Here is a 13,108-nt window from a genome sequence, read left to right as displayed (position 1 = left end):
TTTTGTTACATTTCATAACATGCATCTTAAATATTTGTTTTTGCTGTGCTACGCTAAAAAAAACAAAGATAAGGAGCGGATCATCTGATGGGAAAAAAACAGCTAGTCCTTGTTGGAAATGGAATGGCCGGGGTAAGAGCGATTGAAGAAATACTGCGTGTTTCAAAAGACGAATTTGAGATTACAATATTCGGGGCCGAACCTCATCCCAACTATAACCGAATCCTTCTGTCAAAAGTGCTGCAAGGCGATACCGACATTCAAGACATTACGTTAAACGATTGGAACTGGTACAAAGAAAACAACATTCAGCTGTATACCGGTGAAACAGTCATCAAAGTCGACACGGAAAACAAAACCGTCATCACCGATGCAGACAGAATCCAGCCTTACGATGAACTCATCCTGGCGACAGGCTCTGTCCCTTTTATCCTTCCGATTCCGGGCGCAGACAAACAAGGCGTCACGGCATTCCGGGACATAAAAGATACCGACACGATGCTCGCCGCGTCAAAACAATATAAAAAAGCAGCCGTCATCGGCGGAGGACTGCTGGGTTTGGAAGCCGCACGCGGACTGCTGAATCTCGGAATGGACGTGTCTGTCATCCACCTCGCCCCATTCCTGATGGAGCGCCAGCTTGACGCAGCGGCGGGACGCCTGCTGCAAAACGAATTAGAAAAACAAGGCATGACCTTTTTCCTTGAAAAGCAAACAGAAGAAATTCTCGGTACTGACCGTGTCGAAGGGGTACGCTTCAAAGACGGCACAAGCATCGAAGCTGACCTGGTCGTCATGGCGGTCGGCATCCGCCCGAATACACAGCTTGGCACAGAAAGCGGCATTCCGGTAAACCGCGGAATCATTGTTAATGATTATATGCAGACTGACATTCCGCACATTTACGCGGTCGGTGAATGTGCCGAGCACCGCGGAATCGCATACGGTCTTGTGGCGCCGCTCTATGAACAGGCAAAAGTGCTCGCAAAGCATATTTGCGGCATTGAAACAAAACCGTATGAAGGCTCCGTTCTCTCCACTCAATTAAAGGTATCAGGCGTCGAAGTCTTCTCTGCCGGTGACTTTAACGAATCAGAGGACAAAAAAGCGATTAAAGTGTTCGATGAGCAGGACGGCATTTATAAAAAAATCGTCCTGAGGGGCAATCAAATTGTCGGCGCTGTTTTGTTCGGAGACAGCAGCGAGGGCAGCCGCCTGTTTTCAATGATTCAAAAAGAAGCCGATATCTCTGAAACCTCCAAAATATCAATCTTACAGCCTCTTGATCAGGAAGCAGGCGCAAGCATGACCGCGGCGATGAGCGACGATGAAATCATCTGCGGATGCAACGGCGTTTCAAAAGGCGCGATTATTCAAGCCATTCAGGAAAAAGGCTGCACATCAACGGACGAAATCAAAGCATGCACCGGGGCATCCCGTTCCTGCGGAGGCTGTAAACCGCTCGTGGAAGACATTCTTCAATATACACTGGGCTCAGAATTTGACGCGTCCGCGCAAAAAGAAGCGATTTGCGGCTGCACATCACTGTCGAGAGATGAAGTCGTAGAAGAAATCAGGACCAAAGGGCTGTCCCATACAAGAGAAATCATGAACGTGCTCGGCTGGAAAACGCCGGAGGGCTGCTCCAAATGCCGTCCTGCCCTCAACTACTACTTAGGCATGATTAATCCGGCTACATACGAGGATGACAGAACATCCCGTTTTGTGAACGAACGGATGCACGCCAATATTCAAAAAGACGGAACATACTCAGTCGTTCCCCGGATGTACGGCGGCGTAACCAACTCTCAGGATCTCCGCAAGATCGCCGATGTCGTCGACAAATATGAGATCCCGCTCGTTAAAATGACCGGCGGCCAGCGGATTGATCTCATCGGCGTCAAAAAAGAAGACCTGCCGAAAGTATGGGCCGAGCTTGATATGCCGTCAGGCTACGCGTACGGAAAAACACTCCGCACGGTAAAAACGTGCGTAGGCGAACAATTCTGCCGCTTCGGCACGCAAGACTCCATGGCACTGGGCATTGCGCTTGAGAAAAAATTCGAAGGGCTCAATACGCCTCATAAGGTCAAAATGGCCGTGTCCGCCTGCCCTCGGAACTGTGCGGAATCAGGCATTAAGGACCTTGGCGTTGTCGGCATCGACGGAGGCTGGGAGCTTTATGTCGGCGGAAACGGCGGAACCCATTTGCGCGCCGGTGATTTGCTGATGAAAGTAAAAACGAATGAAGAAGTCTTAGAATATGCGGGGGCTTACCTTCAGTACTACAGAGAAACGGCAAACTATCTGGAGCGGACATCCGCATGGCTTGAGCGCGTCGGTTTATCTCATGTCCAATCCGTATTAAACGATCCGGAAAAACGGCAGGAGCTCAACGACAGAATGAATGAAACACTCTCTGTTCACAAAGATCCGTGGCAATACTTCCTTAAAGATAAAAAAGCATCTAAAGATCTATTCGAGAATGTCGTCACGACTTCATAAAACAATAAGGGGGAACGGACATGGTTAATAAAGATATGACAAAGATTTGCATAGGCAAAGTAAACGAATTACCCGAGGAGTTAGGAAAAACCGTATATATAGAAGATAAAGAGCTTGCCGTATTTAAGCTTTCTGACGGGAGCGTCCGCGCCGTCGAAAACCGCTGTCCCCATAAAGGGGGCGTCCTGGCTGAAGGCATCGTCAGCGGAGAATACGTCTTCTGCCCGATGCATGACTGGAAAATCTCCTTAGAAGACGGAAAAGTCCAAGAGCCGGATCATGGCTGTGTCAAAACATACGAAACACTGATTGAAGGAGAGAATGTATACCTCCTGTATTGAGCAAAGACCGGATCACTTTTTCAAGTGGTCCTTCATTTTTTAAATTGCTGAAGGGATGACGCCATCATGAAAAACGGAATCGTATATTTTGTCGGTGCCGGCCCAGGAGACCCGGGGCTGATCACCGTAAAAGGAAAACAGGCTCTGGAGAAAGCGGATATCATTTTGTATGACCGGCTCGCAAACCCAAAGTTTCTTGAATATGCCTCACCGGACTGCCGGTTCATTTATTGCGGAAAGCTGCCCGACCGCCATTTTATGAAACAGTCTGAGATAAATGCCCTGCTGATTGAAAAAGCGGCGGAGGGCTGCACCGTCGTCCGCTTGAAAGGCGGAGACCCAAGTGTGTTCGGCAGAGTCGGCGAAGAAGCAGAGGCGCTTCATCGGCACGGCATCCGCTACGAAATGGTGCCCGGCATCACCTCGGGTATCGCAGCGCCGCTGTATGCGGGAGTCCCCGTCACCCATCGTGATTTCGCTTCGTCCTTCGCGATGATCACCGCTCATGATACATCATTGCAAGGCAGGCCGAATCTCGACTGGGAAGGGCTTGCCCGAAGCGTTCAAACGCTTGTGTTTTACATGGGCGTTAAAAATCTGTCATTTATATGCCGGCAGCTTACGGAGTACGGAAAATCCCCTTCCGTTCCCGTACTCGTCATTCAATGGGGGACGTGGGGGCGGCAGCGGAGCGTTAAAGGAACGCTTCAGGACATCCATGAAAAAGTTCAAAGCCAAAACATCACCAACCCTGCCATTATCGTCATCGGTGATATTGTCAATTTTCAAACACACAGCTGGTTTGAAAGCAAACCGTTCATCGGGCGGCATATCATGGTTGTCACTCATGGCGATGAAGAACATACATTGACAGACAAGCTGCGCGAGTATGGCGCCGATGTTATTGAATGGCCGAAGCGGATCGTTAAAAAAATGCCCGCAAACGAAAACATCCTGAATCAGATCAGCACCTTTGAACAACTATTTTTCACATCGCGCCTTGCGGTATGCGAATTCTTTGATACACTGGCTTTCAAGCAGATCGACATCCGCCGGGTGACCGCAAGCCTGAATGCAGCAACTGAGGCCGCAAAGACGGAACTGACAAAACGGGGCTTTCTCCTATCCGAATGTCAAATTGATTCTCCGCATTCGCTCATTGTAGGAAGCCGTCAAGCAGCAGAAAACTTGTCAGACTCAAAATCATGCCCGCTTTATATCACCCATGAACATATCGCAGATGAGCGGTTCACTTCCATGATCGAACGCACGATCAGTGAGTCTCCTCTGCAAATGATTATCTGTACGGGCAAAGAATCCGCTCAGCATTTGATCAGCGCCGGAAAACAAATCGGCATATCACCGGATCCGTCGGCAAACCGCCCTCCCGTCATCTGCATGGGCGAAGACGTCCCCGCCGGCTGCGGGTTTACCGCTGTGAAAAACCAGGAGCAGTTATTTGCGTTTATACGAAATGAAATGAAAGACATGCTCGTTCACAGCTGATACGCCGGAATGCTTTTCTGACCCCCCAGACTCAACATCGGGGGTCAGCCTTTTTTATTGTGTCACCAATTTTTTATGGTGAGTCGAATACATCGCCATCTGTTCCGCCTGCGGGTCCAAATAGGCTTTGGCGCTGTTCACGGCGGTCGGCCCCTCCGTGAAACCGCCCGCAATCAATCTGAGCTTGCTTTCATAATGGGCGGCGTCACCGGCGACAAACACGCCCGGAAGATTCGTCCGCATATGTCTGTCAGCTTTAATCCTGCCTTCTTCTATCTCAAGCCCCCAGTCCTTCATCGGACCGAGATCAATTTTAAACCCGTGGTTGATAATGAGCTCATCAAGCTTGATGACTTCAGAAAGTCCGGACTCAGTTTGGCAAATGGTGACGCTCTCGATTCGTTCTCCGGTGCCGTTGAGATGCTTCAGACGATACGGCGCAAGCACCCGCACGGAAGACCGCTTCATTTTCGCCACGCTGCTTTCCAAACCGCCGAACTCCTCCCTGCGGTGCAAGACGGTAACAGACGCCGCAATCGGTTCCAGCTCATTCGCCCAGTCAACCGCGGTATCTCCCCCTCCGGAAATCACGACATGCTTCCCCTGAAACGCATCAAGCTTCTCCACCTTATAATGAAGGTTCTTTCCCGAATAACGGCTCGCATCCGCGCTGTCAAGTTCATTGACCTCAAGCGTCCCCATGCCGACGGCCAAAATCACCGTGCGTGTATAGTGCTTTTCCCCTTCGGAACTTTCCAGCACAATGGTTCCGTCATCCAGCCGTTCAAATCCGGTCACCCGCTGATTCAACACGATATCCGGCTCAAATGTCGCAGCCTGTTCCTTCAGCTGCTTAATCAGCTGTTCCCCGGCAATCCCGGGTATTCCGCCGATATCACGGATGATTTTTTCAGGGAAAAACATAGACACCTTCCCCCCGAGCCGCGGTAAAAACTCGATCACTTTCGTTTTCAGCTCGCGCATCCCGCAATAAAAAGCCGCAAACAGGCCGATCGGGCCTCCGCCTATAATCGTGACGTCGTACACCTCATGATTTTCCGCCATCGTTGTGCCTCCCGTTTATATCTATACTTCATAAATTTTTAATTGAGAATCAATATCAATGAAAGTATAACACATATTGAGGAGCAGTGTTTATTCATTTCTCATCTTGCGGGAAAGGAGTGATTCAGAAGTGAGGTTCTGAGATTGATAAGCGGGAAGGTATTAAAACTGAAACCAGTACGGCGACTGGTTTCTTTTTTATCTCTTTTTCATCAGCATAATATCGAGATACAGCTGGCACCTTGTCCTGAAGTCGTTTAAATTAATTGATGTCATGTCAAGAATCTGTTTGATACGGTAGTTCAATGTGTTTTGATGAATAAAAAGCTGTTCTGCGGCTGGTTTTGTTTTGCAGTTATTGAGGAGATAGATTTCTAACGTTTTCAGCAGTTCGGTACTGCTTTCTCTGTCTTTGGCTTTTAATAACGCTAAATCATCGTTTACATATTCCAGTGAGGCGTTTTTTTCTTCGATGCTTTCAAGATAGCGGTAAATCCCGAGCTTACTGTATTCATACGGGATATTTTCCTGGTTTCCGGTAATTTCGGCGGCCTTTATGACTTCAAGGGCCTCTATATAACTTTTGCCGAGCTTCAGGATGCTGCTGTATTCATTGCCGATTCCGATATAGATGGGAGTGGGGATCTTCTGAAAGTGAAAATGAGTCAGCAGTTTGTGGATGAATTCAGATGCTGCCGAAGTGCCGGAGCTTTTTTGCGAGAAGCTTGCGACGACGATGACAATATTGGAATCAATGGTTAAGACGTGACTGACTTTATCCCGCAAATTCAAGTACGATTTGATATTTTCCTTCACATCTTCGACTGCCTCCCCATCCCCATTTGCGGCGTGCAGGACGACTACTGAAAAAACCGACGGCAGCACGGCGTTCATCTTTTCCGCTTCCCGCCTGAACTCCTTTTCAGAGGAGAATTGCTGAAAGATCGCCCGTTTCACCAGGTCTTCCGCTCTCTCTTCTTTTTCCTGTTTCAGCCGGTTCGTTTTATAGATGATTTTTCCGACATGGAATGAAGTTTCATATAAAAAATCGAGCTCCTCGTCCGTCAAGTTTCGGTCGAGCTCCTGAATCCAGATGTAGCCCATCACTTCCCCTTTATGTTTTGCGCTTACAACCACTCTCTGATTCAGTCCGATACTGTCTATTTTTTCGACACGGAACGGTTCAGGAACGGTTTTCAGCTTTTCGATCACCCCGTCTTTCAGAAACCTTTCAAAAATCTGCACGGGGCATTTTTTTGAAAATATCGTCTGCTGGTTGGCGGAGTCGAAGTGATTAATGTAATAAGAATTATAGGCAAGCAAAAAGAAATCCGCGCTTTCCAGAATAACGGGCTTCTGCAATTCATAACTGATGAAATCAATTAATTTATCAATGTCCGTAAATGAAAAAACTCTCTCTAAAAGCTCTTCCATACCTATTTCTCCTATGCTCTTTTTATCTTTATCATACTCTGCGGGGTGACTTTTTGTATAGAAAAAAATTCACATATTCCCAAAACGGAACGATCCGAAAGCCTGTATCGTGAAAAGAGGAAAAAGGGCGGTCCCTTCTTCCTCTCGTTCCTTGCTTTTATTGAGAAAGTGTATCACGGTAATCATGAAACTGATCTGTGACATCTTTTGACGGAGCCTGTGTCAATAAGCTGACGACAAATACAGCGGCAAGGCTTACAGCAAAGCCCGGAATGATTTCGTACAAAAAGTCTGAAAGACCGGCATTCGCCCAAATGATTACGGTAATCGCTCCCGCAATCATGCCGGCGAGTGCCCCCCATTTCGTCATCCGTTTCCAAAATAAACTGAGCAGTACGACCGGCCCGAATGACGCGCCGAATCCCGCCCATGCATAGCTGACAAGACCAAGTATCGTGTTGTTTTTCTCCCAGGCGAGCACCAAAGCGATGATTGACACCGCAAGCACTGCCATTCTCCCCAGAAATACGAGTTCCTTATCAGAAGCCGAACGCCTGAACATGGACTTATACAAGTCCTCCACTAAAGAACTGGACGTAACGAGCAGCTGAGACGAAATCGTACTCATAATGGCCGCTAAAATCGCAGAAATGAGAAATCCCGTAATAATCGGGTGGAACAGAATGTTGCCGAGCTGAATAAAAATGGTTTCCGGATCAGCCAGCTTCAGTCCGTGCTGGTGGTAATACGCGATTCCCGCAAGACCCGTAAACAGCGCGCCTAGTGCAGACAAAATCATCCATCCCATTCCGATCCGTCTGGCGCGTTTGATTTCTTTCACAGATGTGATCGCCATAAAGCGCACAATAATATGCGGCTGCCCGAAATAGCCGAGCCCCCACGCAAATAAAGAAATAATGCCAAGGACGGTCGTCCCTTTGAACATGTTAAACAGTTCCGGGTTGACGGAACGGATATCGGCAACGGTTTCCCCCGGGCCGCCCGTATGGAAAATCGTCACAATCGGCACGAGAATAAGCGCCGCAAACATAATGATCCCTTGAACAAAGTCCGTCCAGCTTACCGCCAAAAAGCCCCCGAACAAGGTGTAGGCGACAACGACGCCTGTCACGACCCACAGTCCCGTGTGGTAATTCAACCCTAAAATGCTGTTGAATAAGACGCCTCCTGAGACCATGCCGGATGATACGTAAAATGTGAAAAAGACGAGAATGACAAGACCCGAAAACAGTCTGAGAAGCTTCGTATGATCACCGAAACGATTTTCAAGGAAACCCGGAATGGTGATGGAATTCCCCGCTTTTTCGGTATACGTTCTCAGTCTCGGCGCCACGAAAAGCCAGTTCGCCCACGCCCCGAGCACAAGCCCGAGCACAATCCAAGCGCCGCTTAATCCTGTCGAGAACATAGCACCCGGAAGCCCCATCAAGAGCCATCCGCTCATATCCGCCGCTCCCGCGCTGAGCGCTGTGACGGCAGGGCCTAAAGAACGCCCCCCGAGCATGTAATCCGTCAGATTTGACGTCCGTCTGTAGGCGAAATAACCGATAAACAGCATACCCGCCATATAAATACAAATGGAAATAATCAACTGAATGTTTGCTATGGCATTTCCTCCTCCGCTTTATATGTTTATGGTGAAATGGACACCCCCCGCGAGGAGGATGCCCATTCAGTCCCTCTTAAAACATTTCACTGATTGTTTTCGCCTGCATGTGGAGGGCCAAATAATCCGGGCCGCCCGCTTTTGAATCAGTGCCGGACATTTTGAAGCCTCCGAACGGATGGTAGCCGACAATCGCTCCCGTACAATTGCGGTTGAAGTACAGGTTGCCGACATGGAATTCCTGTTTCGCCCGTTCAATATGTTTGCGGTTATTTGTAATGACCGCGCCTGTCAGACCATATTCAGTATTATTTGCCACTTCTAAAGCTTCATCAAAGTTTGACACTTTAGAAAACGCCACGACAGGCCCGAAAATTTCTTCCTGCATGAGTCTGGCTTTCGGATCAAGGTCAGCGAAGATCGTCGGCTTGATAAAGTAGCCTTTTGAATCATCTCCGGTGCCGCCGCTTACTAAACGGCCTTCTTCTTTTCCGATTTCAATGTAGCTCATGATCTTGTCGTAAGAACCTTGGTCGATGACAGGTCCCATATACACGTCAGCGCTGTCAGGGCTTGCCGTCACTTTTGATTCAGTGATTTCGATGACGCGCTCTAATACTTGATCATACACTTTTTCATGGACAACTGCACGTGAACCTGCAGAACATTTTTGTCCCGCGAAGCCGAATGCTGATGTAAAGATGGATTGAGCCGCCAATTCAATGTCCGCATCTTCATCAACGACAACCGTATCTTTACCGCCCATTTCTGCAATGACGCGTTTCAGATGCTGCTGTCCCGGCTGCACTTTCGCCGCACGTTCGAAAATTCTCGTACCGACTTCACGTGATCCCGTAAACGTAATGATGCTTGTTTTCGGGTGATCGACGAGGTAGTCTCCCACTTCCGCTCCGCTTCCCGGCACAAAGTTGACAACGCCCTTCGGAAGACCTGATTCCTCAAGCACTTCTACGAATTTCGCCGCGATGACCGGTGTCGCGCTTGCCGGTTTAAGAACGACCGTGTTGCCCGTTACGATCGGTGCCACCGTCGTCCCCGCCATAATCGCAAAGAGGAAGTTCCATGGTGGAATGACGACCGTTACGCCGGTCGGTGTGTAGACATATTGGTTTTTCTCGCCTTCGCGGCTGTTGACCGGCTTGCCTTTTGCCAATTCAACCATTTGGCGCGCGTAGTATTCCATAAAGTCGATGGCTTCCGCCGTATCCGCATCAGCTTCGTTCCAAGGTTTTCCCGCTTCCTTGACGAGCAGGGCGGAGAATTCGTGCTTTCTGCGGCGGACTTTGGCAGCTGCGCGGAACAAAACGGCCGCTCTTTCTTCAGGGGAGGTGTATCTCCACTCTTCGAACGCTTTCGCAGCTGCTTCAATCGCCTGCTCCGCGTGCTCCTGAGACGCCTTTGACACTTTTCCGACGACTTCTTCTTTATCAGCCGGATTGATTGAAACGATTTTCGCTTCCGTCTCTACCTTTTCACCGTTGATGACGAGCGGATAATCTTTTCCCAGATACTCATTTACCGTCGCAAGCGCTTTCTTAAATTCTTCAACGTTCGATTGATCTTGGAAATTCGTGAATGGTTCGTGTTTATAAGGTGTAGTCATTGTCATCTCTCCCTTTTTTACTTCTTAGTCATCCCTTTAAAGGCGAATGCGATGTTTGAGGGGCGTTCGGCGAGCCGTCTCATGAAATAGCCGTACCAGTCATCCCCGTAAGGCAGGTAGACTCTCATGCGGTACCCTTCTTCCACCAGGCTGAGCTGGGTTTGCGAGCGCATGCCGTACAGCATCTGAAACTCAAAACGGTCGTTTGGAATGCCGTGCTCTTTGGCAAGCTGTTTTGTAAACTCGATCATTTTGTCATCATGCGTGGCAACTGCCGTATAATGTCCTTTTAAAAGCTGTTTGCGGATGAGTCTTTTATAATTTTCATCGACGTCGCTTTTTTCAGGATAGGCCACCTTTTCCGATTCTTTATAGGCCCCTTTGACAAGCCGCAGAAACGGATTCAGCGGGCTGAGGTCATCAAGATCCTTCTCCGTTCTGTACAGATAAGCCTGCACCACGGTGCTTACATATTCATACCGGCTCCGGAAGTCTTTAAAGATATCCAGCGTTTTCTGGCATCTCGTTTCATCTTCCATGTCAATCGTCACCATGACTTTATGTTTTTCAGCCGTTTGGAGGATTTTCGTCATATTTTCATAGACGAGATCGAGATCTATATCAAGACCTAAAGACGTCATTTTTAATGACACTTGGGAATTCAGCTGTTCATCAGCGATTAAGGCGATGGTCTGCATGCACTCCTCGGTGCGTTCTTTCGCGACATCACCGCTGTTGACAAATTCCCCCAAATGATCGACAGTAACTGACAGCCCCTGGCTGTTCAAATGTCGGATTGTCGGGATAGAACTGCGGAAATCCATTCCTCCGATGATTTTGCCGGCTGCCACACGGCTTCCCCAGCTTCGCGCCATCTTATTGAGAAAGCTGCTCTTGGATAAAAATAAGAAAAAATCTCTTGTAATCACTTCCAACCTTAACACCCCGCAATCTAAGAAGTATTTGTATGAGTCTATTGTAAATGGACAAAACATCCTCTCACAATATTCTAAAAATACAAAGATTCTGATAAATTTTTGTGGTTTTACCACAATCAGCTTCTTAGATAGCAGGCGGATTATGCCGAAAAAAGGCGGACGGAAATGACGGCAATCGTCAATTTCCGCCTTTTTCCTCCCACGCCTCTTCGACGGTCTGAATCAATAGCCGATTCAGTTCCTCCGTTATGTCAGGTTTCGGCGTTTTGATCGTTTTGACATAGTGCCCGATGCGTTCTATTTCTTCTTCTATAAATGCATGAATGATCGTATTTCTCGGTTCCGGAGCCAGCTCCTGACCGCTTTTTTTCCTTGTAAGCAGTGTATTGATTTCAGAAATGAGCGCTTCATCCGTCAATAAGGCATCGGCCAGTACGGGAAATGACATCGGCGGTACGGAGCCGAATGTTTCAATCCATCTGCAGGCAAGGAGAGGACGCAGAACGTAAAAATACTTTTTAATCTTCACTTCACTGCCCCGCAGTTCCGTTTTTTCATTCCGTTTTGCCATATTGAGATAATGATAGATGCCGGCTTCAGGCGAAAAGGCGCGGTTTTTCAGTTTTCGAAGCTTTTCAGCCGCTGAGAAAGCTTCATAATAGATCATCTCAGAAGAGAGCCATTCCAAAAGAGGCGGATTTGATTTTTTAAAAAGCCTAAGCGCTTTTCTCAGTTCCCAGCCGCTGATGTCAAGCATGTCATGAATCGGCTCTTCTATGACATCCCTATGCGGTTCGATCGAAAAGTACCATTCTTTTTTCGGCACATAGAGAAACCGTACATCGTAATCGCTGTCGCTTGACGGAAATCCCCATGCGCGGCTCCCTGATTCAACGGCGCAAAGCACCTTGACGCCATGCTGTGCTTCAATCCGTTTTAATTCTTCGATGATCCTTTGTTCCATCTGTATCCGTCCTTTTCCGTGATCATTCCTGAAAAAAGCCCAATTACTTGGGCTTTGCGCTGCTGTCAGCCTTTCAGATGCGCTTTCAGAAAGGCCAGCTTTTCCGTATGGAAAGAAGGTATGTATTCATGTCCGAAATACCGGTAAACCTTCAATTCTTTTTCCGTTTCCAGATGATTGTAAGCGGCAAACACCGTCGACGGCGGAGTCACGGGGTCAATCAGCCCGATGGACATGAGCACCGGAACTTTTACGCGGTCCGCCAGATTCATGATATCAAAATAGGCCAGTGTATTCATCGCGGCCTTCTCCGTTTCAGGGCTGCCGTTCTTTCTGAAAAAGGAGTTAATCTCAAGATACGGCTCATCAAGGGCGACATCAATGGCCCGCTCAAAATTACTTAAATAAGGATAATCGGCCGCAACCGCTCTCGGAATGTCAGATAGTGCCGCCGCGGCGATTGAAAGTCCGCCTCCCTGGCTCCCGCCGATGACAGCGATCCTTGTTTCATCCACTTCATCAAAGCCGCTGATGACTTCCAAAGCCCGGACGGCGTCTAAGTACACGCCGCGGTAATAATATGTATCTTTATCTAAAATCCCTTTTGTCATCCAGCCGGGAACGTGTCCGTGCGGTGAGACGCTTGTATCTGTGCTGCTGTGCTGACCGCGGACAAGCATGCCGAACGCGGCATATCCGTGAAGCGCCCAATTTACGATGTCATGTATATCCCCGTCATAGCTCGCGTTATAGCCGTGATATTTCACGATGGCCGGATGCGGTCCTTCCCGGTCGGGAACGGCGTACCATCCCTCAATTTCCGCCTTGCCGAAGCTACGGTATGTCAGCCGGAATACTTTCACGCCGTCAGCCGGGTAGCTTTCAGCCTTCAATTCAGGCTTTGCCTCTTCCTTTGCAAGCTCATGTAATGATGATGCCCAAAAATCCGAAAAGTCATGAGGAGCGGTTTTATTTGGTTTATAGGTTTGCAGTTGGTCGAGCGGCAAGTCGTATAATTGCATATCCGATTATTCTCCTTTGTTTTATAAGATTTAATTTTCTGACTCTATCTTAACACGATTTTACACTCATTTTCTAAACATT

Annotated in this window: 10 protein-coding genes; 3 read left to right on the top strand and 7 right to left on the bottom strand. The window is 48.3% G+C overall.

Features of this window, described 5'->3' with window-relative positions; genetic code table 11:
- The first annotated feature begins 87 nt into the window (after positions 1-87).
- From nasD to cobA, 3 genes are all read left to right on the top strand, one after another.
- A complete protein-coding gene (gene nasD / locus AR442_RS00700) occupies positions 88-2,505 on the top strand; it encodes an NADPH-nitrite reductase (protein ID WP_014416866.1) in 2,418 nt (805 codons plus the stop codon).
- A 20-nt stretch (positions 2,506-2,525) separates the two neighbouring features.
- Positions 2,526-2,846, top strand: a complete 321-nt coding sequence (gene nirD, locus AR442_RS00695; protein ID WP_014416865.1) for a nitrite reductase small subunit NirD — start codon at positions 2,526-2,528, stop codon at positions 2,844-2,846.
- Positions 2,847-2,912: 66 nt separating this feature from the next.
- Positions 2,913-4,352 (top strand): uroporphyrinogen-III C-methyltransferase, encoded by a 1,440-nt coding sequence (gene cobA, locus AR442_RS00690; RefSeq protein ID WP_014416864.1) that lies wholly within the window; start codon positions 2,913-2,915, stop codon positions 4,350-4,352.
- 54 nt (positions 4,353-4,406) lie between these two features.
- Here cobA and AR442_RS00685 read toward each other — a convergent pair whose 3' ends face one another.
- The 7 genes from AR442_RS00685 to cah form a co-directional block, all read right to left on the bottom strand.
- Positions 4,407-5,417 carry an NAD(P)/FAD-dependent oxidoreductase gene (locus AR442_RS00685; RefSeq protein WP_014416863.1) on the bottom strand — a complete coding sequence of 337 codons (1,011 nt, stop codon included), beginning with the start codon at positions 5,415-5,417 and terminating at the stop codon, positions 4,407-4,409.
- A gap of 198 nt (positions 5,418-5,615) precedes the next feature.
- Entirely contained in the window at positions 5,616-6,851 is a 1,236-nt protein-coding gene (putR, locus tag AR442_RS00680) for a proline utilization transcriptional regulator PutR (protein WP_003156600.1), read from the bottom strand.
- A gap of 157 nt (positions 6,852-7,008) precedes the next feature.
- Complete coding sequence (gene putP, locus AR442_RS00675; protein ID WP_014416862.1) at positions 7,009-8,463, bottom strand: sodium/proline symporter PutP; 1,455 nt, start codon at positions 8,461-8,463, stop codon at positions 7,009-7,011.
- Positions 8,464-8,554: 91 nt separating this feature from the next.
- Positions 8,555-10,102 carry an L-glutamate gamma-semialdehyde dehydrogenase gene (gene pruA, locus AR442_RS00670; RefSeq protein WP_003156602.1) on the bottom strand — a complete coding sequence of 516 codons (1,548 nt, stop codon included), beginning with the start codon at positions 10,100-10,102 and terminating at the stop codon, positions 8,555-8,557.
- A 17-nt stretch (positions 10,103-10,119) separates the two neighbouring features.
- A complete protein-coding gene (locus AR442_RS00665) occupies positions 10,120-11,031 on the bottom strand; it encodes a proline dehydrogenase family protein (RefSeq protein WP_087920787.1) in 912 nt (303 codons plus the stop codon).
- A 187-nt stretch (positions 11,032-11,218) separates the two neighbouring features.
- The gene (locus AR442_RS00660; RefSeq protein ID WP_014416861.1) at positions 11,219-12,004 is read right to left on the bottom strand and encodes a nucleotidyltransferase domain-containing protein; all 786 of its coding nucleotides are present in this window, start codon (positions 12,002-12,004) and stop codon (positions 11,219-11,221) included.
- A 65-nt stretch (positions 12,005-12,069) separates the two neighbouring features.
- The gene (gene cah / locus AR442_RS00655) at positions 12,070-13,026 is read right to left on the bottom strand and encodes a cephalosporin C deacetylase (protein ID WP_032863980.1); all 957 of its coding nucleotides are present in this window, start codon (positions 13,024-13,026) and stop codon (positions 12,070-12,072) included.
- Positions 13,027-13,108 lie beyond the last annotated feature (82 nt).

The sequence above is a fragment of the Bacillus velezensis genome, assembly GCF_001461825.1.
Lineage (GTDB): Bacteria > Bacillota > Bacilli > Bacillales > Bacillaceae > Bacillus > Bacillus velezensis.
This window is presented reverse-complemented; position numbering and strand designations above follow the sequence as displayed.

Excerpts from the sequence above, each read along its gene's own strand:
- nasD (WP_014416866.1), top strand. The coding sequence starts at position 88 with ATGGGAAAAAAACAGCTAGTCCTTGTTGGAAATGGAATGGCCGGGGTA.
- nirD (WP_014416865.1), top strand. The coding sequence starts at position 2,526 with ATGGTTAATAAAGATATGACAAAGATTTGCATAGGCAAAGTAAACGAA.
- cobA (WP_014416864.1), top strand. The coding sequence starts at position 2,913 with ATGAAAAACGGAATCGTATATTTTGTCGGTGCCGGCCCAGGAGACCCG.
- AR442_RS00685 (WP_014416863.1), bottom strand. The coding sequence starts at position 5,417 with ATGGCGGAAAATCATGAGGTGTACGACGTCACGATTATAGGCGGAGGC.
- putR (WP_003156600.1), bottom strand. The coding sequence starts at position 6,851 with ATGGAAGAGCTTTTAGAGAGAGTTTTTTCATTTACGGACATTGATAAA.
- pruA (WP_003156602.1), bottom strand. The coding sequence starts at position 10,102 with ATGACTACACCTTATAAACACGAACCATTCACGAATTTCCAAGATCAA.
- AR442_RS00660 (WP_014416861.1), bottom strand. The coding sequence starts at position 12,004 with ATGGAACAAAGGATCATCGAAGAATTAAAACGGATTGAAGCACAGCAT.
- cah (WP_032863980.1), bottom strand. The coding sequence starts at position 13,026 with ATGCAATTATACGACTTGCCGCTCGACCAACTGCAAACCTATAAACCA.